The sequence below is a fragment of the Pseudomonas sp. MG-9 genome, assembly GCF_018729515.1.
Classification (GTDB): Bacteria; Pseudomonadota; Gammaproteobacteria; order Pseudomonadales; family Pseudomonadaceae; genus Aquipseudomonas; species Aquipseudomonas serboccidentalis.
Map to the genome: position 1 here is coordinate 196,041 of NZ_JAHHZH010000009.1, position 21,414 is coordinate 217,454.

Genomic DNA, 21,414 nt, shown 5'->3' on the forward strand with positions numbered 1-21,414 from the left:
CGAGTTTTCGGCGACGACCCAAGACTAGAGAGCGCATGTCCGACGGACAACCTGAAAACCTTGTGGGAAGGTTCTGGTTATTCCACACATTTTTAAACACAACCACACTCACTGTAGGAGCTGCCGAAGGCTGCGATCTTTTGACTTTGGCTTTCACAACTCAAAAGCAAGATCAAAAGATCGCAGCCTTCGGCAGCTCCTACAGGGGGACTGGGTGTATTCAGTTAGAGATTGGTCAGCTGGCAGGCCCCACAATTTAGATTTGTGTGCCCCGAACACGGCGCAGCCGCCCCACTCAACAGGATGAGCGTTAGCTCGGCTGCAGCTCTTGATCCACCGGCGACGTCGGAAGGCTGAGTGGAGGGATTGATCCGGGGGTGGGAGCGCAGCGACCGTTTGACGCAGCCAAACACAGCGAAAGGAGGTGCAGCGAAGCAAACCGGAGACGCTGCGCCCGGATCGATCCCGGAGCGAAGGAACCCCGAGCCCCAGCGAGCGGGCCGCACGTAGGAGCAAGCGTTTTTTGCTTACTTTTTTTGGCGTTTGAAAAAAAGTGAGTCGCCGTAAGGGCGAAACCCTAAGCCGCCGTTACCGCAGCAACGGATATGTACACAACGAAACTGACAGCGCTGACAGCCAGCCGTCACCCTCCTGACCCCCAAACAAGTTTATAAAGACCCAACCTGCCCAAACTCCAGACCCTGGCGCCCCAATCGCATGCGAATCCAGAAAAACAAAGCCCTGCCAGCCTTGGTGATCGCCCTGGCCGCCGCAGGCATATGGTGGGCAAGCAAACCCGCTCCGACCAAACTGACAACCCCGACCGCCATCCCGGTGCGCGTCGTCGCCGTCAGCGAAAAAGACGTCCCCCGCTACACCAGCGGCATCGGCTCGGTGCTCTCGCTACACAGCGTGGTCGTGCGCCCACAAGTCGACGGCATCCTCACCAAAATCCTCGTCAAGGAAGGCCAACTGGTAAAAACCGGCGACCTACTGGCCACCATCGACGACCGCTCGATCCGCGCCAGCCTCGACCAGGCCCGGGCGCAACTGGGCGAAAGCCAGGCGCAACTGCAAGTCGCCCTGGTCAATCTCAAACGCTACAAACTGCTCAGCGTCGACGACGGCGTCTCCAAGCAGACCTACGACCAGCAACAAGCGCTGGTCAACCAATTGAAAGCCACTGCCCAAGGCAACCAGGCCTCGATCGACGCGGCGCAGGTACAACTTTCCTACACGCAGATTCGCTCCCCGGTCACCGGCCGCGTCGGTATTCGCACGGTCGATGAAGGCAACTTCCTGCGCATGACCGACACCACTGGCCTGTTCACCGTGACCCAGATCGACCCGATTGCCGTCGAGTTCTCCCTGCCCCAGCAAATGCTGCCGACCCTGCAAGGCCTGATCAACGACCCGCAACACGCGCAGGTCAAGGCGTACATCGGCGCCGATACCGATGGCGAAACCGGCAACCTGCTCGGCGAAGGTCACCTGACGCTGATCGACAACCAGATCAACGCCAACACCGGCACCATCCGCGCCAAGGCCGAGTTCGACAACGCCAGCCAGAAGCTCTGGCCGGGCCTGCTGGTGACGGTAAAAATTCAGACGGCGCTGGACAAGGATGCGCTGGTGGTCCCGCCCACCGTCGTACAACGCGGTCTCGACCAACATTTCGTTTACCGCGTGAACGGCGACAAGGTCGAAGCCGTACAAGTGCAGATGGTTTATCAGGGCAGCGGCCAGGACATCATCAAAGGCGTGAAGGCCGGTGATGTGCTGGTGACCGACGGCCAGTCGCGGCTCAAACCCGGCTCGACCGTGCAAGTCATGAGCGAGCCGCCGCAAGTGGTGCAAGCGGAGCCGAAACCATGAAGGCGCACAAAGGCGTCTCTACCTGGTGCATCGATCACCCGGTCGCGACGATTCTGCTGACCATCGCTCTGGTGCTGGTCGGGTTGATTGCCTTCCCGCAATTACCAATTGCCCCACTGCCGGAAGCGGAATTTCCGACGATTCAGGTCTCGGCGCAGTTGCCCGGGGCCAGCCCCGACACCATGGCCTCGTCCGTGGCCACGCCGCTGGAGGTGCAATTCAGCGCCATCCCCGGCATGACCCAGATGACCTCCAGCAGCGCGCTCGGCTCCAGCTTGCTGACCCTGCAATTCACCCTCGACAAGAGCATCGACACCGCCGCCCAGGAAGTACAAGCGGCGATCAACACCGCCGCCGGCAAACTGCCCAAGGACATGCCGACGCTACCGACCTGGAAGAAGGTCAACCCGGCTGACAGCCCGGTGCTGATCCTCAGCGTCAGCTCGACGCAAATGCCCGGCACCGAACTCAGCGACCTGGTGGAAACCCTGCTGTCGCGTCAGATCAGTCAGATCGACGGTGTCGGCCAGATCAACATCACCGGTCAGCAACGTCCGGCGATCCGCGTGCAGGTTTCGGCCAACAAACTGGCCGCCATCGGCCTGACCCTGGCCGACATTCGTCTGGCGATCCAGCAGACCAGCCTCAACCTCGCCAAAGGTGCGTTGTACGGCGAATCGAGCATCTCCACGCTGTCGACCAACGACCAGTTGTTCCACCCCGAGGACTACAGCCAGCTCATCGTTTCCTACAAGGATGGCGCCCCGGTTCATCTGCGCGATGTCGCCAAAGTCGTCAACGGTTCGGAAAATGCCTACGTGCAAGCGTGGGCCGGTGATCAGCCGGGGGTGAATCTGGTGATCTCCCGTCAACCGGGCGCGAACATTGTTGAAACCGTGGACCGCATTCAAGCCGCCCTGCCCGGCCTCGAAGCCATGCTGCCGGCGTCGGTGCAGGTGAAAACCCTGATCGACCGCACCCAGACCATCCGCGCCTCGCTGCATGAAGTCGAAATCACCCTGTTGATCGCGATCCTGCTGGTGGTCGCGGTGATGGCGTTGTTCTTGCGCCAGTTGTCGGCGACGCTGATTGTGTCGGCGGTGCTCGGCGTGTCGCTGATCGCCAGTTTCGCCCTGATGTACCTCTTGGGGTTCAGCCTGAACAACCTGACGCTGGTGGCGATTGTCGTGGCGGTCGGGTTTGTGGTGGACGATGCGATTGTGGTGGTGGAGAACATCCACCGGCATCTGGAGGCCGGAGACAACATGCGCGAAGCGGCGATCAAGGGCGCCGGGGAGATCGGCTTCACCGTGGTCTCGATCAGCTTCTCGCTGGTGGCGGCGTTCATTCCGCTGCTGTTCATGGGGGGTGTGGTCGGACGGCTGTTCAAGGAGTTCGCCCTGACCGCGACCTCGACCATCATGATTTCCGTGGTGGTGTCGCTGACCCTGGCGCCAACGCTGGCAGCGCTGTTCATGCGCAAACCGGTGCATCACACCCACGACAAACCGGGCTTCAGCGAACGCCTGCTGGGCTGGTACGAAAAAGGCCTGCGCCGCGCCCTCGCCCATCAGAAGCTGATGATTGGCGTGTTCGGCCTGTCGCTGGCGATGGCGATTGGCGGTTACATTTTTATCCCCAAAGGTTTCTTCCCGGTACAGGACACCGGTTTTGTCCTCGGCACCACCGAAGCCGCTGCGGATATCTCCTACGGCGACATGGTGAAAAAACACCTGGCGATGGCCGAAATCGTCGCTGCCGACCCGGCCGTGCAGGCGTTTTCCCACTCGGTGGGTGTGTCCGGCAGTAACCAGACCATCGCCAACGGGCGCTTCTGGATCGCCCTGAAAAAACGTGGTGACCGTGATGTCTCGGCCAGCCAGTTCATCGACCGGATTCGTCCGCAACTGATGAAAGTCCCCGGCATCGTCCTGTACCTGCGCGCAGGGCAAGACATCAACCTCAGTTCCGGCCCGAGCCGTGCGCAGTATCAATACGTGCTCAAGAGCAATGACGGCGCGACCCTCGCCACCTGGACCCAGCGTCTGACGGAAAAACTGCGCAGCAACCCGGCGTTCCGCGACATTTCCAACGACCTGCAACTGGGCGGCAGCATCACTCACATCAGCATCGACCGCAGCGCCGCCGCGCGTTTCGGCCTCACCGCCAGCGATGTCGACGAGGCGCTGTACGACGCCTTCGGCCAGCGCCAGATCAACGAGTTCCAGACCCAGGTGAACCAGTACAACGTGATTCTGGAGCTGAACACCCAACAACGCGGCAAGGCCGAAAGCCTCAACTATTTCTACCTGCGCTCGCCGCTGAGTGGCGAGATGGTGCCGCTGTCGGCGCTGGCCAAATTCGATGCGCCGACCATCGGCCCGCTGTCGATTGCCCATGACGGTATGTTCCCGGCCGCCAACCTGTCGTTCAACCTCGCGCCCGGCGTGGCGTTGGGCGATGCGGTGATCCTGCTCAATCAGGCCAAGGCCGAGATCGGCATGCCGACCGCCATCAGCGGCAACTTCCAGGGCGCGGCGCAGGCGTTCCAGAGTTCGCTGGCCAGTCAGCCGTGGCTGATTCTCGCGGCGCTGGTGGCGGTGTACATCATTCTCGGCGTGCTTTATGAGAGTTTCGTGCATCCGCTGACGATCATTTCGACGCTGCCGGCAGCCGGTCTTGGCGCGGTGATCATGCTGTGGATCTGCGGCCAGGACTTCTCGATCATGGCGTTGATCGGGCTGGTGCTGCTGATCGGTATCGTCAAGAAAAACGGCATCCTGATGATCGACTTCGCCCTCGAGGCGCAGCGCAATCGTGGACTGCCACCGCAGGATGCGATTTACGAGGCGTGCATCACGCGGTTCCGGCCAATCATCATGACCACCCTCGCCGCCCTGCTCGGCGCCCTGCCGCTGATGCTCGGCTACGGCACCGGCGCCGAACTGCGTCAACCGTTGGGGATCGCGGTAGTGGGCGGTTTGCTGGTCAGCCAGATGCTGACGCTGTTTACTACGCCGGTCATATACTTGTGGCTTGAGCGGCTGTTCCACCGGCCCAAACCAATGCCCACGGCGGCACTGGCGACCACAGACTGAGGCAGGGTCATGCGCGTTCTGATTATCGAAGACGAGGAAAAAACTGCGGATTATTTGCACCGCGGTCTGACGGAACAGGGTTACACCGTGGACCTGGCCCGCGACGGCGTTGAGGGCCTGCACCTGGCGCTGGAAGGCGACTACGCGGTGATCGTCCTCGACGTGATGTTGCCGGGCCTGGATGGCTTTGGCGTGCTGCGCGCGTTGCGGGCGCGCAAGCAGACCCCGGTGATCATGCTCACCGCTCGCGAACGGGTCGAAGACCGGATCAAGGGCTTGCGCGACGGCGCCGACGATTACCTCGGCAAACCGTTCTCCTTCCTCGAACTGGTGGCGCGCCTGCAAGCGCTGACCCGGCGCAGCGGTGGCCATGAACCGGTGCAGGTGAGCATCGCCGACCTGTGGATCGATCTGATCAGCCGCAAGGCGACGCGCGCCGGCACCCGGCTGGATCTGACCGCGAAAGAGTTCTCGCTGCTCAGCGTATTGGCCCGACGTCAGGGTGAAATCCTTTCGAAAACCGCGATTGCCGAGATGGTCTGGGACATCAATTTCGACAGCGACGCCAACGTCGTCGAAGTCGCGATCAAACGCCTGCGGGCCAAGCTCGACGGACCGTTTGACGAAAAACTGCTGCACACCATTCGCGGCATGGGTTATGTGCTGGAGAGCCGTGGTGTCCAGTAATTCGATTGCCCTGCGTTTGAGCGGCATGTTCACCCTGGTGGCGCTGCTGGTGTTTCTGTTGATCGGCGGCGCGCTGTATCAGCAGGTCGACAAGGGCTTGGGCCTGCTGCCGGAAGCCGAGCTGGACGCGCGTTACAGCGTGCTCGAATCGGCCCTCAATCGTTATGGCACCCCCGAGCATTGGGTGAAGATCAATGCCAAGCTCAAGCTGCTCGGCGAGGAAGACAAACGCATCCGTTTCTGGGTGGTCAGCGGTAATCCCGGTTACGAGTATGGCGAGCCGGACGCGCGGATCCGCGACTTCGCCAAGGGCCCGACGGGCATGCATGACCTGCAGTTGCCCGAACATCCTTATCCGCTGAAAGTGCTGTTGACTGAATTGCCGGCCAAGGATCAGCGCCCGCCGCTGCGCTTCATGATCGGCATCGACACCGAGACCTTTCACGAGACCCAACACAACCTGCTGATCGCCTTGGTCAGCCTGGCAATTATCGGTGTGCTGATGGCCTCGGCATTGGGTTACTGGGTCGCACGGATCGGCCTCAAACCGCTGATCAAACTGTCCCACGAAGCCCAGCGCCTGGCGCCGCCACTACGGGCCGGGCGCTTGCGAATGTCACCCTTGCCGCCGGAGCTTGAGCAGTTTGTCGAGTCGTTCAACTCGACGCTGGAGCGGGTCGAACAGGCCTATTCGCGCCTGGAGTCGTTCAACGCCGACGTGGCCCATGAACTGCGCTCGCCGCTGACCAACCTGATTGGCCAGACCCAGGTCGCACTGACGCGTGGACGCTCCGCCGAACACTACTTCGAAGTGCTGCAATCCAATCTCGAAGAGCTGGAGCGCCTGCGCTCGATCATCAACGACATGCTGTTTCTCGCGAGCGCCGACCAGGGCAGCAAAGCGACCAAACTCACCGAAACTTCGTTGGCCGATGAAGTCGCGACCACGCTGGAGTATCTGGATTTCATCCTCGAAGACGCGCAAGTGCAGGTACACGTCAGTGGCGATGCGCAGGTGCGGATCGAGATCGCGCATCTGCGCCGTGCGTTGATCAATCTGCTGAGCAATGCGGTGCAGCACACCGAGCCGGGCAAGGTGATCGAGGTGCACATTGAGGTTGAAGCACATCAGGTCAGCATCGGCGTGGCCAACCCGGGATCGCCGATTGCCAGCGAGCACTTGCCGCGTCTGTTCGAGCGCTTCTACCGGGTCGATGCGTCGCGCAGCAACAGCGGCAATAACCATGGGCTGGGGCTGGCGATCGTCAAGGCGATTGCGCTGATGCATGGCGGCGATGTGTTTGTGCGCAGTGATCGCGGGATGAATACCTTCGGGATTCACCTGCCGGTCTGACGGTGTATGTTCCAGTGACAGCCAGACGTTGTGGCGAGGGGGCTTGCCCCGTTCGATGGCGAAGCCGTCGTAGAATCCGATTTCCCCGATTACTCAAGTGAATCGCGTTTGAGGTTTTGGGGCGGCTTCGCATCCCAACGGGGGCAAGCCCCCTCGCCACAGAGTTCTGTACGCTTCGGCACTTTATCTTTGCTTCTGCTGTAACAGTCATTTATGAAAATCATGCTGTTTCCCGGCGCCCGGCAACCTTATCTTTGCCCGCACCAAACAGCACTTGCCAAGCAAGAAGGTTTTCAAGATGTCCAACAGTATGGGTATTGCCAGCGCTTTCGTTTTGTCCTCATTGTTCCTGTCGCCGATGGCGATGGCTGAAGAATCGCAGTCGTTCGTAGCGCACAATGCCGCTCGCGCTCACGCATTCGAACAGTCTCAGGCAGACGTGATGGCCGAGTCGCAAGACGCCTCGCAAGCCCCACAGGCCGCCACTTCCCAAGCTCAAGCGTCTGAGAAAGACAGCTGAGTCGCGCACCACGAAAAATTTCCCTCGACGCGGTGGTTCGGCTCTTCCCGTTCAACCGTCGTCCTTCCAGGCCGCTGTCTTTCAGCGGCCTTTTTTTCGTTGTGGTCTGAAAGCCGTTTGGTTCGTCTGTAACAACAAGAAATATCCCGCCCCTCAAGACATTGAGTGTCAGTTGACCCAAGGAGCTCCATCGCAAGTGCGTTACCCAGTCAGCTTCACCCCGCTGTTCATTGCAATTGCCGCAACGATTGCCCCCACCGCCCATGCCGACGAAACCGCCAAAGAAGGTTTCGTCGAAGGTTCGAGCCTCAACCTCAACGCTCGCAACTACTACATGAATCGCAACCGTTTGCAGCAGACGGACGACAACATCGAGTGGGGCCAGGGGTTTCTCGGGATCTTCAAGTCGGGTTACACCGAAGGCACGGTCGGTTTCGGCATCGATGCCCACGCCATGCTCGGGTTGAAACTCGACGGCGGTGGCGGTACCGATGGTTCGAGCATCCTGCCGATCAGCGATGGCAACGGCAAAGCCCCGGGCGCGTTCTCGACCGCCGGCGGCACGCTGAAAATGCGTGCGTTTGATACTGAACTGAAGGCCGGCGACCTGTTCCTGACCAACCCGGTGATTGCCGGCGGTGACAGCCGCATGCTGCCGCAGACCTTTCGTGGCGTCAGCCTGACCAACCACAGCTTCGACGGCTGGATGTTCGAAGGTGGCCAGGCCAGCTTCACCAAGCCTTACAACCAGAGCGGTCGCCAGCGCATCGGCACCTCGTACGGCAAACTTGCCGACGGCGACGAAAGCCGCCACCTGAACTGGGCCGGGGTTTCCTGGAGTGGCGTCGAAGGCCTGACCAGCAACCTGTACGCCGCCGAGCTGAAGGACATCTGGAACCAGTACTACTACGACCTCGACTACACGTGGCAGTTGAACGATCTGGTCAGCCTCAACCCGGGCCTGCACTTCTATCACACGCAAGACACCGGCGACGCGCTGCTGGGCGACATCGACAACAACACCTACAGTCTGCACTTCACCGTCGGCATCGGCAGCCACAGCGTTACTGCTGCGTATCAGCGGGTCAACGGCAACACGCCGTTCGACTACATCAGCCAGGGCGACAGCGTTTACCTCGACAACTCCCAGCAGTACTCGGACTTCAACGGTCCGAACGAGCGCTCGTGGAAGCTCAAGTACGCCTACGACTTCGCCGGTCTCGGCCTGCCGGGCCTGACATCGGCGGTCTCTTATTCGCGCGGCACCGTGGACCTGACCAAGGTCGATCCGGACAGTAAGGGCTATGCTTCGTGGTACAGCGCCGATGGTCGCAACGCCAAGCACTGGGAGCGCGACATCGACTTGAAATACGTGGTACAGAGCGGTCAGGCGAAAGATCTCGCAGTACGCCTGCAGTGGGCGACCAACCGTGGCGGCAACGGCTACGGCGCGATCGACACCGACACAGATGAATACCGTGTAATTGTCGACTACCCGATCAACGTCTTCTAAGATCCACCAAAGTCAGTCGCGACTGGCACAGAACCTGTGGCGAGGGAGCTTGCTCCCGCTGGACTGCGCAGCAGCCCCCTCTTCAAAAACGGGGGCCGCTAGGCGCCCCAGCGGGAGCAAGCTCCCTCGCCACAGATGGTTCAGTGTTTGTGCAACTACGCTTATAAGACTTCCCCAACCGACAACCCCACCATGATCGCGAGCCGTACCCCACCTGCTGCGGGCAAGACCGGACGTCCCGAATTGCTGCTGATCTGCGGCAGTTCGCTGACGGTGATCGCGATTCTGTGCATCGTCACGTTTTTGCTGATCCGCGAGCACGCCAACGCTCAGGAGTCGGCCACCCGCAGCGCCACCACCATCGCGCAGTTGATCGACGCTGACGTCCTGCGCACCGTCGAGTTGTACGACCTGACCCTGCAAGGCTTGATCGCCGCCGCGCAGCGCGATGACTTGCGCGACGTCAGCCCGCAAATCCGCCATCTGGCCCTGTTCGATCGCTCGACCGCTGCGCGCTTCAAGGGCGACATCCTGTTGCTCGACAAGCATGGCGATGTGGTCGCCGATTCATCGCGGATCGAACCCAAACCGGGCAACTTCGCTGACCGCGAATACTTCCTCGCCCACGCGTTCAACCGCGACACCGGCATGTTCATCAGCCGCCCCTTCAAGACCCGCTGCAATTGCGACGAAGCCAACCAGTGGCGTATCAGCTTCAGCCGGCGGATCTCCTCGGACACCGGCGAATTCGCCGGCGTGGCCGTGGCGTCGATGAAGCTCGATTATTTCGATCAGCTGTTCAACAGCCTCGACATTGGCAAAGACAGCACACTGAACATCATCAACAGCGACGGCATCCTGTTGGCGCAGAAGCCGTACCTGCAAAGCGATTCCATCGGCAAGAACTTCGGCAACCGGCCCAACGTGGTGCGGATCCTCGCAGACAAGGATGGCAATGGCAGTTTCACCAGCACCTCGAGCATGGACCATCAGCAGCGCCTCTACACCTATTCGCGGGTCGGTAATTTGCCGCTGACGGTGATGGTTGCGCTCTCCAGCGAAGAAGTGTTTGGTACTTGGCGTCGTACCGCGATGTTGATCAGTGGAGCCACCGGCGTGCTCTGTGCGGGTCTGCTGTGGCTGACCTGGCTGCTCGCCCGCGAACTGCGTTTGCGCCAACGCGCCGAACGCGAACTGGCGCAACTGGCCGCCACCGATGCGCTGACCGGCTTAGCCAACCGGCGGATGCTCGACCAGTCGCTGCGCCACGAATGGTTCCGCGCCCAGCGCTCGGGGCAGCCGTTGTCGGTGATGATGATCGACGCCGACCACTTCAAGGCCTTCAACGATCGCCATGGGCATCAGGCCGGTGATCAGGCGCTGCGCGAACTGGCCAAGGTGATCACAGCGAACGTGCGACGACCGGCAGACCTGGTCGCCCGCTATGGCGGCGAAGAGTTCTCGGTGATCCTCGCCGAAACCGGCAGCACCGGCGCTCGGCAGATTGCCGAGCATATTCGCCAGGCGGTCGAACAAATGCCGAGGGTCGAGGGCGCGGATGTGGCGATGACCGTCAGCATCGGCATCAGCACCTGGACGGCGGCGGTCGAGATGTCGCTGGAGCAACTGCTGTTTGCGGCGGACAAGGCGTTGTATCAGGCCAAAGAGAGTGGTCGCAATCGCGTAGTCAGTTCGTAAGATCAAAAGATCGCAGCCTTCGGCAGCTCCTACTTTTGGAATACATTTCCCTGTAGGAACTGCCGAAGGCTGTGATCTTTTGCTTTTAACAGGGGCATAAAAAAAGGCCATCCGAGGATGGCCTTCAAAAAACTAGAGAGGTTTTTTACTTACACTGCCGCAACCGGGCGCATGTAAGAGATCGGTGCAGTGCTCGCGTCTTCGAACGTCACGACTTCCCACGCATCTGTCTGCTCAATCAACTTGCGCAGCAGCTGGTTGTTCAGTGCATGACCGGACTTGAAGCCTTTGAACTCACCAATCAGGCTGTTGCCCAGAAGGTACAGGTCGCCAATCGCATCGAGGATCTTGTGCTTCACGAATTCGTCTTCGTAGCGAAGGCCGTCTTCGTTCAGTACACCATCGGCATCTACCACGATCGCGTTTTCAACGCTGCCGCCGAGTGCGAGGTTGTGCTTGCGCAGGTACTCGATGTCACTCATGAAACCGAAAGTACGGGCGCGGCTGACTTCTTTTACGAACGAAGTGCTGGAAAAATCCACGCTTGCACTTTGGGTGCGGTCCCGGAAAACCGGGTGATCGAAGTCGATCTCGAAACTCACCTTGAACCCTTCGAAAGGGACGAAAGTGGCGCGCTTGTCGCCGTCTTCCACTGTCACTTCACGCAGGATGCGGATAAATTTCTTGGCGGCGTCCTGCTCTTCCAGGCCTGCCGATTGAATCAGGAATACGAACGGTCCAGCGCTGCCATCCATGATCGGGACTTCGGACGCGGAGAGCTCGACGTAGGCGTTATCGATGCCCAGGCCAGCCATGGCCGAGAGCAAGTGCTCTACCGTGTCCACTTTGACGTCGCCGTTAATCAGCGTCGTCGACATAGTGGTTTCACCGACGTTTTCCGCGCGGGCAGGAATCTGCACCACAGGGTCGAGGTCAGCGCGACAAAACACAATGCCAGTGTCGACAGGCGCAGGCTTGAGGGTCAGGTAGACCTTCTCCCCGGAATGCAGGCCTACACCTGTGGCACGGATAATATTTTTCAGTGTGCGTTGTTTAATCATGGCTTGGGCCGCTTCAGCGCAAATTGCGAACTGGTATCAACAAAGGCTGGCGATAATAGCAGACCGAGCCTTTGCTGAACACCAATCACCGTCATAGCCCTGATACATTCCATCAATCGGCCTGACGACGCAGGAATGCCGGGATGTCCAGGTAGTCCAGATCGTCCTGCGGGTTCATCTTCGCGGCAGTCGCAGCACCGGCCTGAGCCTGGTTGCGCATGACGGTCGGACGGTCCAGGTCACGGTAGTTCACCGCCGGTGCTTCCTGACGCGCAGGGGCCGGTTGTTGAACCTGAGCGGCGGCCATGGAGGTGTGAACGGTGTTGTCGATGACCTTCACAGGCTTCTCGATTTTCGCGCCCAGACCGGTGGCAACCACAGTCACGTGCAGCTCGTCGCGCATGTCCGGATCGATAACGGTACCGACCTTGACCATTGCGTGCTCGGAAGCGAAGGCTTCGATGATGCTACCCACGTCGGAGTACTCACCCAGGGACAGGTCAGGACCGGCGGTGATGTTCACCAGGATGCCGCGCGCGCCTTGCAGGTTCACGTCTTCCAGCAGCGGGTTGCGGATCGCCGCTTCAGTGGCTTCACGTGCACGGTTCGGACCGCTGGCGCAGCCAGTGCCCATCATCGCCATGCCCATTTCGCTCATCACGGTACGCACGTCGGCGAAGTCGACGTTGATCATGCCCGGACGCTTGATGATGTCGGAGATACCGCGCACGGCACCGGCCAGTACATCGTCAGCCTTGGCGAAAGCCGACAGCAGGCTGGCGTCTTTACCGAGGATGGTCAGCAGCTTCTCGTTAGGAATGGTGATCAACGAGTCGACGCTTTCGGAGAGCATGCGGATGCCTTCATCGGCGATCTGCATACGCTTGCGGCCTTCGAACGGGAACGGACGGGTCACGACCGCAACGGTCAGGATGCCCATTTCCTTGGCCACTTCGGCGATGATCGGCGCAGCACCGGTACCGGTACCGCCGCCCATGCCAGTGGTGATGAACACCATGTTGGTGCCGGCCAGCACTTCAGCGATGCGCTCGCGATCTTCCAGCGCAGCCTGACGGCCGACTTCCGGGTTGGCGCCGGCGCCCAGGCCTTTGGTCACGCCGGTGCCCAGTTGCAGGATGGTCCGCGCGCCGATGTTTTTCAGCGCTTGAGCATCAGTGTTGGCGCAGATGAATTCAACGCCTTCGATGTTGCTCTTGACCATGTGGTTGACAGCGTTGCCGCCGCCACCGCCAACACCGATAACTTTGATTACCGGGCTTGCGGGGATGTTGTCTACGAGTTCGAACATTTTCCCTCTCCTTACATTCTCTAGTTTTTTCGCCTACTGCATTTTTGTTGCGGTGCATCTACTGCTACTGCTTGCCGCCTGAAGCTTGACGCTCCGAGCTGCTTTTAAAAGTTGCCTTGAACCCACTTCTTCAATCGGTCCAGCAACGGCGCCTGTGGCTCATCGTTGCTGTAGCTGTCGCGGCTGCCGATGCCCGAGAACGAGATCCCGTCGGACTGCTTCTGCAGGCCGTACATCAACAAGCCAACGCCAGTGGAATAAATCGGGTTGCGGACCACGTCATCCAGGCCCTTCACGCCATGCGGCACACCCAGACGAACCGGCATGTGGAAGATTTCCTCGGCCAGTTCGGTGGCGCCTTCCATCTTCGACGTACCGCCGGTCAGGACAATGCCCGCCGGGATCAGGTCTTCGTAGCCGCTGCGACGCAGTTCGGCCTGGATCAGGGTGAACAGTTCGTCGTAACGCGGCTCGACCACTTCGGCCAGGGCCTGACGCGACAGTTCGCGCGGTGGACGGTCGCCCACGCTCGGCACCTTGATGGTTTCGCCGGCACCGGCCAGTTTGGCCAGGGCGCAGGCGTAGCGGATCTTGATCTCTTCGGCGTACTGGGTCGGGGTGCGCAACGCCATGGCGATGTCGTTGGTCACCTGATCACCGGCAATCGGGATCACCGCGGTGTGGCGGATCGCGCCTTCGGTGAAGATCGCGATGTCGGTGGTGCCGCCGCCGATGTCGACCAGGCACACGCCCAGTTCTTTTTCGTCGTCGGTCAGTACCGAGTAGGCCGAAGCCAGTTGCTCAAGAATGATGTCGTCGATTTCCAGACCGCAGCGGCGCACGCATTTTTCAATGTTCTGTGCAGCGTTGACGGCGCAGGTGACCACATGAACCTTGGCCTCCAGACGTACGCCAGACATGCCCAGTGGCTCGCGAACGCCTTCCTGGTTATCGATCACGTAATCCTGCGGCAGGGTGTGCAGCACGCGCTGGTCAGCCGGGATCGCCACAGCCTGGGCGGCGTCGAGTACACGCTCAAGGTCAGCCGAGCTGACTTCGCGATCACGAATCGCCACGATGCCGTGGGAGTTCAGGCTGCGGATGTGATTGCCGGCCACGCCGACGAACGCCGAGTGAATGCGGCAGCCCGCCATCAGTTGGGCTTCTTCGATCGCGCGCTGGATCGATTGCACGGTGGACTCGATGTTCACCACCACGCCCTTCTTCAGGCCGCGGGATGGGTGAGTACCGATACCGACGATTTCCAGCGTGCCGTCGTCCGCGACCTCGCCTACCAGCGCCACCACCTTGGAGGTGCCGATATCCAGACCGACGATCATTTTGCCGCTTTGCACGTTTGCCATGGGTCCTGCCTCTTCTTAATTCTTTGCGACAGCGGGTTGGGCTGTCGTCGGCGCTACTGGTTCCCGCCAGCCAACAGCGAGGCCGTTGGCGTAGCGCAGATCGATGCGCGCAATGTTCGTAATCTGGTCTTTAAGCGTCTTGTCATAGATGGCAATGAAGCGGCGCATCTTTTCCACCAGGTTGCCGCGTCCCAGCAGCAACTCGATGCCGGGGCCCGAACTGCCGGCACCAGTGGTCAGGAACCAGCTGCCGCGTTCACGCAGTTCCAGGCGTGCAATCGAGAAGCCCAGCGGCCTGAGCATCTGGCTCAGCACCTGGTATTGCTGCATCACTTGCTGCTGGGCCCGCTGTGGGCCGAACAGCTGTGGCAGGTGTTCGTAGTTCGCCAGTTCCTTTGGCGTGAACGCCTGGCCCTGGTTGTTCAGCAGCGACTCGTCGCCCCAACGGGCCACTGGCAGTTGCTCTTCGAGGCGGATCACCACCTGGTCCGGCCACACCCGGCGTACTTCGGCGTGGGCGATCCATGGCATCTGCTCAAGCTCGGTGCGCATGCCGGCCAGGTCGATGGTGAAGAAGCTCGACGCCACGTACGGGGCGATTCGCTGCTGCACCGCTTGCTGGCTGATGTAGCTCAGGTCGCCCTGCACGGCGATCTTGGTGATCGGCCGGTCGGCGTACGGCAGCAAACGCTGCGCGCCTTCGTAGGTACCGAACCCCAGCGCCACCAGCAGCACCGGCCAGAACAGGCTTTTCAGAAAACCGAAATTGGCTTTCGGCAGGCGCGCAGACATCGGCTCTTTGGCCACCATTCGGCTGGCACCCCGCGGCACCGGCTTGCGGCCGGGTGCGGGTGGCTGATGTCTGAGCTGAGCGCCTTGCATGGTCTTAACCTCGCGCCTCTTTATTACCGGAGCCTTCAACACTGGCGGCCAGAATGGCCAGGACCAGTTGCTGGAAATCCAGACCGGCAGCACGCGCCGCCATCGGCACCAGGCTGTGATCGGTCATGCCCGGTGCGGTGTTCACTTCCAGGAACCAGAACTGCCCGTCGGCGTCCTGCATCACGTCCGCCCTGCCCCAACCGGCAATACCCAGCGCCTCACAGGCCTTGGCCGTGAGATCCATGAGTTCCTGTTCCTTGGCGGCATCCAGCCCGCACGGAATGCGGTACTGGGTATCGTTGGCGATGTACTTGGCGTCGTAGTCGTAGAACGTGTGCGGTGTACCCAGGGCGATAGGAGGCAACACCTGGTCACGCAGGGTGGCGATGGTGAACTCCGGACCTTGAATCCATTGCTCAACCAAGACTTGCGAATCGTAGGTACTGGCCGCTTTCCATGCGTCGATCAACTCGGACGCAGAACTCACTTTGGCCATCCCGATACTTGAACCTTCATGCGCCGGTTTGACGATCAAAGGGAAGCCCAGTTCCGTCGCGGCGGAAATACAATCGGCTTCGCTGCACAGTACGGCGTGACGCGGCGTCGGAATCCCGAGGCTGTGCCAGACCTGCTTGGTGCGCAGTTTGTCCATCGCCAGTGCCGAGGCAAGAATGCCGCTGCCGGTGTACGGAATGCCGGCGCATTCGAGCAGGCCCTGCATGGAGCCGTCTTCACCGCCACGACCGTGGAGGATGATGAACGCGCGGTCGATCTTTTCATTCAGCAGACGCTGCAGAAAATCCTCGCCGACATCGATCCCGAACGCGTCCACGCCGGCGCTTTGCAGCGCGTCGAGTACAGCGTTACCGGATTTCAGCGAAACCTCACGCTCGGCACTCATGCCACCAAACAGCACGGCGACACGGCCGAAGTCTTTCGGCGCGATAGTGGAGAACAGGTTGGCGTAGGCAGCAGTCATTTCAACTTCCCCTCGACCGACGCGGCCACGGCGCCGGCGAACAATTCACTTTTCAACAGCTTCGGCGCGAGACCGCCGATATCACCGGCGCCCTGGCACAGCAGGATGTCGCCGGCACGCAGTAGCGGTTTGACCAGCGGCGCCAGGTCGACACCGCGCTCGATGTAGATCGGGTCGAGCTGACCGCGCTGACGGATGCTGTTGCACAGCTTGCGGCTGTCGGCGCCCGGGATCGGCTCTTCGCCGGCCGGATAGACTTCCATCAGCAGCAGCACGTTGGCGTCGGCCAGTACATTGACGAAATCGTCGTACAGGTCACGGGTGCGGCTGTAGCGGTGCGGCTGGTAGACCATCACCAGACGGCGCTCCGGCCAGCCACCGCGTACGGCCTTGATCACGGCGGCGACTTCGGTCGGGTGGTGACCGTAGTCGTCGACCAGCATCACGTTGCCGCCGTCCACCGGCAGTTCGCCGTAGACCTGAAAGCGTCGGCCAACGCCCTGGAACCCGGACAGGCCCTGGACAATGGCTTCATCGCTGACGCCTTCGTCGGTGGCGATGCAGATGGTCGCCAGCGAGTTGAGCACGTTATGGTTGCCCGGCATGTTCACCGACACATCCAGCGGCTCACGGTCCGGGCGCAGCACGGTGAAGAAGGTCTGCATGCCCTGCTGGCGCACATTGATTGCGCGCACGTCAGCGTCTTCGCTGAAGCCGTAGGTCACGGTCGGACGTTTGACCAGCGGCAGGATTTCACGCACCACCGGATCGTCCAGGCACATCACCGCCAAACCGTAGAACGGCAGGTTGTGCAGGAATTCGACGAAGGTTTTCTTCAGTTTGTTGAAGTCACCGTCGTAAGTCGCCATGTGGTCGGCGTCGATGTTGGTCACCACCGCCACCAGCGGTTGCAGGTGCAGGAAACTGGCATCGCTTTCGTCGGCTTCGGCGATCAGGTAGCGGCTGGTGCCGAGCTGGGCATTGGTGCCCGCAGCATTCAGACGGCCACCGATGACGAAGGTCGGATCCAGACCACCGGCCGCGAACACCGAAGCGATCAGGCTGGTGGTGGTGGTTTTGCCGTGGGTACCGGCGACGGCGATGCCGTGGCGATAGCGCATCAGCTCGGCGAGCATTTCGGCACGCGGGACCACTGGAATGCGGCGCTCCAGCGCGGTCGCCACTTCCGGGTTGGAGGTGTTGACGGCGCTCGAGACCACCAGCACATCGGCGGTCGCGGCGTTCTCGGCGTGGTGGCCGATATAAATGTGCGCACCAAACGATTCCAGACGCTCGGTCACCGGCGAAGCTTTCAGGTCGGAACCGGACACTTCATAGCCCAGGTTGAGCAGCACTTCCGCGATGCCGCACATGCCCACGCCGCCGATACCGACGAAGTGAATGCGACGGATACGGCGCATTTCCGGTTGCGGCATGGCTTTCTGATTCTCAACCATGGGCCACCTCCAGGCAGGTATCGACCACGCTACGGGTGGCATCGGGTTTGGCCAGACGGCGGGCCGCTTGGGCCATTTCTTCGAGTCGTTGCGGTTGCATCAAGACCTCTGTCAGGCGCGCGGCAAGGTCCGCGGCACCAGTCGTTCTTTGCGGCATCAGGAAGGCTGCGCCTTCACGGGCCAAATAATCGGCGTTGCGGGTCTGGTGATCGTCGATCGCGTGGGGCAAAGGCACCAGTATCGAGGGCAGACCGACGGCAGCCAGCTCACTGATGGTCAGCGCGCCAGCGCGGCACACCACCAGGTCAGCCCAGCCATAGGCCTGGGCCATGTCTTTGATGAACGGCTGCACCTGCGCATCCACGCCGGCGGCGCGATAGCGCTCTGCAGTCACTTCATCGTGGTTTTTGCCGGCCTGATGAAACACTTCCGGGCGCAAATCGGCAGGGACTTGCGCCAGGGCTTCAGGCAGCAACTTGTTCAACGGTTCTGCGCCCAGGCTTCCGCCAAGGATCAGCAAACGCGCTTTGCGACCGGCCAGGGCAGGTCGCGATGTTTCGAGGAACAGCTCGCTGCGCACCGGGTTTCCGGTGGTACGGCGGGTGTCCGACAGAGTAAAGGTGTCGGGGAACGCTTCACACACCCGGGCGGCGAACGGCACCAGCAACCGATTGGCGGTGCCGGCCACGGCGTTCTGCTCGTGAACGATCACCGGCACACCGGCCAATTTGGCGGCGATACCACCAGGGCCGGTCACATAACCACCGAAGCCGACCACGCAGACTGGACGCAGCTTGCGAATCACCGCCCGCGCCTGCCACACCGACTTGAGCAGCATGAACGGTGCCTTGAGCAGCGACAGCTTGCCCTTGCCACGCAACCCCGTGGCATTGATGCGGTGCAGCTCAAGACCTGCAGCCGGCACCAGATCGTTTTCGATCCCGCGTGGCGTGCCGAGCCAGTGCACGGTGTAGCCGCGCGCCTGGAATTCGCGGGCACAGGACAGCGCCGGGAACACGTGGCCGCCGGTACCGCCGGCCATGATCAATACGTTAGCGCCCATGGTTCGGCTCCTCGGCGAAGTCGCTCTCATGGAACTCCATCTCTTCACTGCCCAGGTGGGTTCGACTCTCCCACTCGATCCTCAGCAACAAGCCAAGGCAGGCGCAGCAGATCACCAGGGAACTGCCGCCATAACTGAGGAACGGCAGGGTCAGACCCTTGGTCGGCAGCAGGCCGACGTTCACCCCGATGTTGATCAGGAACTGGCCGATCCACAGGAACGACAGACCGTAGGCCACGTAGGCCGCGAAGAACTGCTTGGCCTTCTCGGCCCACAGACCGATGTACATGCCACGGATACACACGAAGACGAACAGCGCCACGGTGCACAGCGAACCGACGGCGCCCAGTTCTTCGGCGAGCACCGAGAACACGAAGTCGGTGTGCGCTTCGGGCAGGTAGAACTGTTTCTGCACGCTGTTGCCCAGGCCGACGCCCAGCCACTCACCGCGACCGAAGGCAATCAACGCTTGCGACAACTGATAGCCTGCACCGAACTGGTCGGCCCACGGGTCAGCAAAGTTGGTCAGACGCGCCATCCGGTATGGCTGCATCTGAATCAGCAAGACCACGGCCCCGACCGCCAACACCACCATCAGCGAGAAACGGAACAGCCCGACCCCACCGAGGAACAGCATCGCTGCCGCAGCCCCCATCATCACGACGGTGGCACCGAAGTCCGGCTCCATCAGCAACAGGCCCGCCATCGGCAGCAGCACGATGAACGGCTTGAAGAAGCCCATCCAGCTCTCGCGCACTTCTTTCTGCCGACGCACCAGGTAACCGGCGAGGTAGATCACCACGAACACCTTGGCAATCTCGGACGGCTGCACGTTGAAGAAGCTGAAACCGATCCAGCGCATCGAACCGTTCACTTCGCGGCCGATCCCGGGGACGATCACCATCACCAGCAGACCGAATGCGCCGATCAGCATCATCCAGCCCAGACGCTGCCAGGTGGCGATCGGAATCATCATGGTAACGATGCAGGCACCCAGGCCCAGCGCCACATAGATCAGGTGGCGAATCATGTAGTACAGCGCGCTGCCCGATTGCGCCGCCGCCACTTCGGTGGACGCCGAGGCAATCATGACCAGGCCCAGGCCCAGCAGCGCCAGGCAACCAGCGAGCATCGGGAAGTCGAGGTCAATGCCACGGCCAGTGATGATCGGCGACGGGTACGGCTTGATGATATTGCGCAGGCTCATGCCAGATCCTCCACGGCGCGGACGAACTGGTGACCACGGTCTTCGTAATTCTTGAACATGTCGAAACTGGCGCAGGCCGGCGACAGCAGCACCACGTCACCTGGTTGGGCGACCGCACGGCATTGCTCGACGGCGTCGACCAGCGACGTGGCGCGAATCAGCGGCACAGCGTCGCCGATGGCGGCGCCGATCTTGTCGGAATCACGACCCATCAGGATCACGGCGCGGCAGTTGGCCGCCACCGGATCACGCAAGTCGTTGAACTCGGCGCCTTTGCCGTCGCCACCGGCGATCAGAATGACCTTGCCGTCGATGTCCGCACCCAGGCCTTCGATAGCCGCGAGCGCCGCACCGACGTTGGTGGCCTTGGAATCGTTGTAGTAGCCGACGCCGTCCAGATCACGAACCCACTGGCAGCGATGTTCGAGGCCGGTGAAGTTGCGCAGCGCATCCAGCATGGCGTCGAACGGCAGACCGACCGCATGACCGAGCGCCAGCGCCGCGAGGGCGTTGGCCTGGTTGTGCGCACCGCGCACTTTCAGTTCGCGCACCGGCATCAGGTTCTGGAATTCGAAGGCCAGGTATTTCTCGCCGTTTTCTTCACGCAGGCCGAAGGCTTTGAAATCCGGCTTGTTCAGACCGAAGGTCCAGCATGGCTGACCTTCGCCGATCAACGGACGGCTGAGCGCGTCCTGGCGGTTGACCACGAACTGCTTCGCCCCACGGAAAATCCGGTGCTTGGCCAGGTGGTACGCCGGCAGGCCGCTGTAGCGGTCCATGTGGTCTTCGCTGATGTTGAGTACGGTGGCCACTTCGGCGTTGAGCTGGTCGGTGGTTTCCAGCTGGAAGCTCGACAGCTCCATCACGTACAGCTCGACGTCGTCGCTGAGCAACTCAAGCGCCGGCGTACCGAGGTTGCCGCCCACCGCGACGCGTTTGCCGGCCGCAGCCGCCATCTCGCCGACCAGGGTGGTGACGGTGCTTTTCGCGTTGGAACCGGTAATGGCCACGATCGGCGCCCGTGCGTTACGCGCGAACAGCTCGATGTCGCCGGACATTTTCACGCCACGGGCCGCAGCGGCTTGCAGGGCCGGGGTCGCCAGCGCCAGGCCGGGGCTCACGTAGAGCTCGTCGGCACGGCACAGGAATTCGACGTCCAGCTCGCCACAACGCACTTCCACGTGCGGATAGTCACGTTTGAGCGTGGCCAGTTCCGGTGGATTGTCCCGCGTATCGGCGACGGCAAACGACACGCCCCGGTTCGCCAGGAAGCGAACCAGGGACATGCCGCTCTTGCCGAGGCCGACAACGATGCGGAAGTGGTCAGAAGCGATCAGAGACACTCGT

16 protein-coding genes are annotated in these 21,414 nt (G+C 61.3%); 7 read left to right on the plus strand and 9 right to left on the minus strand.

What is annotated here, in order from left to right:
* Positions 1–717: 717 nt before the first annotated feature.
* The 7 genes from KKQ10_RS22930 to KKQ10_RS22960 all read left to right on the plus strand — a co-directional run bounded on the left by KKQ10_RS22930 (position 718) and on the right by KKQ10_RS22960 (position 10,745).
* Positions 718–1,875 carry an efflux RND transporter periplasmic adaptor subunit gene (locus tag KKQ10_RS22930; RefSeq protein WP_215502345.1) on the plus strand — a complete coding sequence of 386 codons (1,158 nt, stop codon included), beginning with the start codon at positions 718–720 and terminating at the stop codon, positions 1,873–1,875.
* Positions 1,872–4,973: a multidrug efflux RND transporter permease subunit gene (locus KKQ10_RS22935; RefSeq protein WP_215502346.1), complete on the plus strand. Its 3,102-nt coding sequence runs from the start codon at positions 1,872–1,874 to the stop codon at positions 4,971–4,973. Before KKQ10_RS22930 ends, KKQ10_RS22935 begins: the two co-directional genes overlap by 4 nt.
* A gap of 9 nt (positions 4,974–4,982) precedes the next feature.
* On the plus strand, positions 4,983–5,660 hold the full coding sequence (locus tag KKQ10_RS22940; RefSeq protein ID WP_025109277.1) for a heavy metal response regulator transcription factor: 678 nt from the start codon (positions 4,983–4,985) through the stop codon (positions 5,658–5,660).
* A complete protein-coding gene (locus tag KKQ10_RS22945) occupies positions 5,650–7,014 on the plus strand; it encodes a heavy metal sensor histidine kinase (protein WP_215502347.1) in 1,365 nt (454 codons plus the stop codon). Before KKQ10_RS22940 ends, KKQ10_RS22945 begins: the two co-directional genes overlap by 11 nt.
* A 298-nt stretch (positions 7,015–7,312) precedes the next feature.
* Positions 7,313–7,534: a hypothetical protein gene (locus KKQ10_RS22950; RefSeq protein WP_215502348.1), complete on the plus strand. Its 222-nt coding sequence runs from the start codon at positions 7,313–7,315 to the stop codon at positions 7,532–7,534.
* Positions 7,535–7,730: 196 nt separating this feature from the next.
* Complete coding sequence (locus tag KKQ10_RS22955; RefSeq protein WP_127648170.1) at positions 7,731–9,047, plus strand: OprD family porin; 1,317 nt, start codon at positions 7,731–7,733, stop codon at positions 9,045–9,047.
* Positions 9,048–9,239: 192 nt separating this feature from the next.
* Positions 9,240–10,745, plus strand: coding sequence for a sensor domain-containing diguanylate cyclase (locus KKQ10_RS22960; RefSeq protein ID WP_127648168.1), 1,506 nt, complete (start codon positions 9,240–9,242; stop codon positions 10,743–10,745).
* Positions 10,746–10,894: 149 nt separating this feature from the next.
* Here the strand turns inward: KKQ10_RS22960 and lpxC are convergent, their stop codons facing one another.
* The 9 genes from lpxC to murD form a co-directional block, all read right to left on the minus strand.
* Positions 10,895–11,806: a UDP-3-O-acyl-N-acetylglucosamine deacetylase gene (gene lpxC / locus KKQ10_RS22965; protein ID WP_007916984.1), complete on the minus strand. Its 912-nt coding sequence runs from the start codon at positions 11,804–11,806 to the stop codon at positions 10,895–10,897.
* A gap of 112 nt (positions 11,807–11,918) precedes the next feature.
* Positions 11,919–13,115 carry a cell division protein FtsZ gene (gene ftsZ / locus KKQ10_RS22970; RefSeq protein WP_025109282.1) on the minus strand — a complete coding sequence of 399 codons (1,197 nt, stop codon included), beginning with the start codon at positions 13,113–13,115 and terminating at the stop codon, positions 11,919–11,921.
* A 104-nt stretch (positions 13,116–13,219) separates the two neighbouring features.
* Positions 13,220–14,479 carry a cell division protein FtsA gene (gene ftsA / locus KKQ10_RS22975; RefSeq protein ID WP_003228014.1) on the minus strand — a complete coding sequence of 420 codons (1,260 nt, stop codon included), beginning with the start codon at positions 14,477–14,479 and terminating at the stop codon, positions 13,220–13,222.
* A gap of 15 nt (positions 14,480–14,494) precedes the next feature.
* Positions 14,495–15,361 (minus strand): cell division protein FtsQ/DivIB, encoded by an 867-nt coding sequence (locus KKQ10_RS22980; RefSeq protein WP_041073143.1) that lies wholly within the window; start codon positions 15,359–15,361, stop codon positions 14,495–14,497.
* Positions 15,362–15,365: 4 nt separating this feature from the next.
* Positions 15,366–16,340 (minus strand): D-alanine--D-alanine ligase, encoded by a 975-nt coding sequence (locus KKQ10_RS22985; RefSeq protein WP_127648167.1) that lies wholly within the window; start codon positions 16,338–16,340, stop codon positions 15,366–15,368.
* Positions 16,337–17,797: a UDP-N-acetylmuramate--L-alanine ligase gene (murC, locus tag KKQ10_RS22990; RefSeq protein WP_127648166.1), complete on the minus strand. Its 1,461-nt coding sequence runs from the start codon at positions 17,795–17,797 to the stop codon at positions 16,337–16,339. The genes KKQ10_RS22985 and murC overlap by 4 nt, the downstream gene beginning before the upstream one ends.
* Entirely contained in the window at positions 17,790–18,860 is a 1,071-nt protein-coding gene (gene murG, locus KKQ10_RS22995; protein WP_127648165.1) for an undecaprenyldiphospho-muramoylpentapeptide beta-N-acetylglucosaminyltransferase, read from the minus strand. Before murG ends, murC begins: the two co-directional genes overlap by 8 nt.
* A complete protein-coding gene (ftsW, locus tag KKQ10_RS23000) occupies positions 18,850–20,067 on the minus strand; it encodes a putative lipid II flippase FtsW (RefSeq protein WP_127648164.1) in 1,218 nt (405 codons plus the stop codon). Before ftsW ends, murG begins: the two co-directional genes overlap by 11 nt.
* Positions 20,064–21,410, minus strand: coding sequence for a UDP-N-acetylmuramoyl-L-alanine--D-glutamate ligase (gene murD, locus KKQ10_RS23005; RefSeq protein ID WP_215502349.1), 1,347 nt, complete (start codon positions 21,408–21,410; stop codon positions 20,064–20,066). Before murD ends, ftsW begins: the two co-directional genes overlap by 4 nt.
* Positions 21,411–21,414: the final 4 nt, after the last annotated feature.

Coding starts and splice junctions, on each gene's coding strand:
- KKQ10_RS22930 (WP_215502345.1), top strand. CDS start 718: ATGCGAATCCAGAAAAACAAAGCCCTGCCAGCCTTGGTGATCGCCCTG.
- KKQ10_RS22935 (WP_215502346.1), top strand. CDS start 1,872: ATGAAGGCGCACAAAGGCGTCTCTACCTGGTGCATCGATCACCCGGTC.
- KKQ10_RS22940 (WP_025109277.1), top strand. CDS start 4,983: ATGCGCGTTCTGATTATCGAAGACGAGGAAAAAACTGCGGATTATTTG.
- KKQ10_RS22950 (WP_215502348.1), top strand. CDS start 7,313: ATGTCCAACAGTATGGGTATTGCCAGCGCTTTCGTTTTGTCCTCATTG.
- KKQ10_RS22960 (WP_127648168.1), top strand. CDS start 9,240: ATGATCGCGAGCCGTACCCCACCTGCTGCGGGCAAGACCGGACGTCCC.
- lpxC (WP_007916984.1), bottom strand. CDS start 11,806: ATGATTAAACAACGCACACTGAAAAATATTATCCGTGCCACAGGTGTA.
- ftsZ (WP_025109282.1), bottom strand. CDS start 13,115: ATGTTCGAACTCGTAGACAACATCCCCGCAAGCCCGGTAATCAAAGTT.
- ftsA (WP_003228014.1), bottom strand. CDS start 14,479: ATGGCAAACGTGCAAAGCGGCAAAATGATCGTCGGTCTGGATATCGGC.
- KKQ10_RS22980 (WP_041073143.1), bottom strand. CDS start 15,361: ATGCAAGGCGCTCAGCTCAGACATCAGCCACCCGCACCCGGCCGCAAG.
- KKQ10_RS22985 (WP_127648167.1), bottom strand. CDS start 16,340: ATGACTGCTGCCTACGCCAACCTGTTCTCCACTATCGCGCCGAAAGAC.
- murC (WP_127648166.1), bottom strand. CDS start 17,797: ATGGTTGAGAATCAGAAAGCCATGCCGCAACCGGAAATGCGCCGTATC.
- murG (WP_127648165.1), bottom strand. CDS start 18,860: ATGGGCGCTAACGTATTGATCATGGCCGGCGGTACCGGCGGCCACGTG.
- ftsW (WP_127648164.1), bottom strand. CDS start 20,067: ATGAGCCTGCGCAATATCATCAAGCCGTACCCGTCGCCGATCATCACT.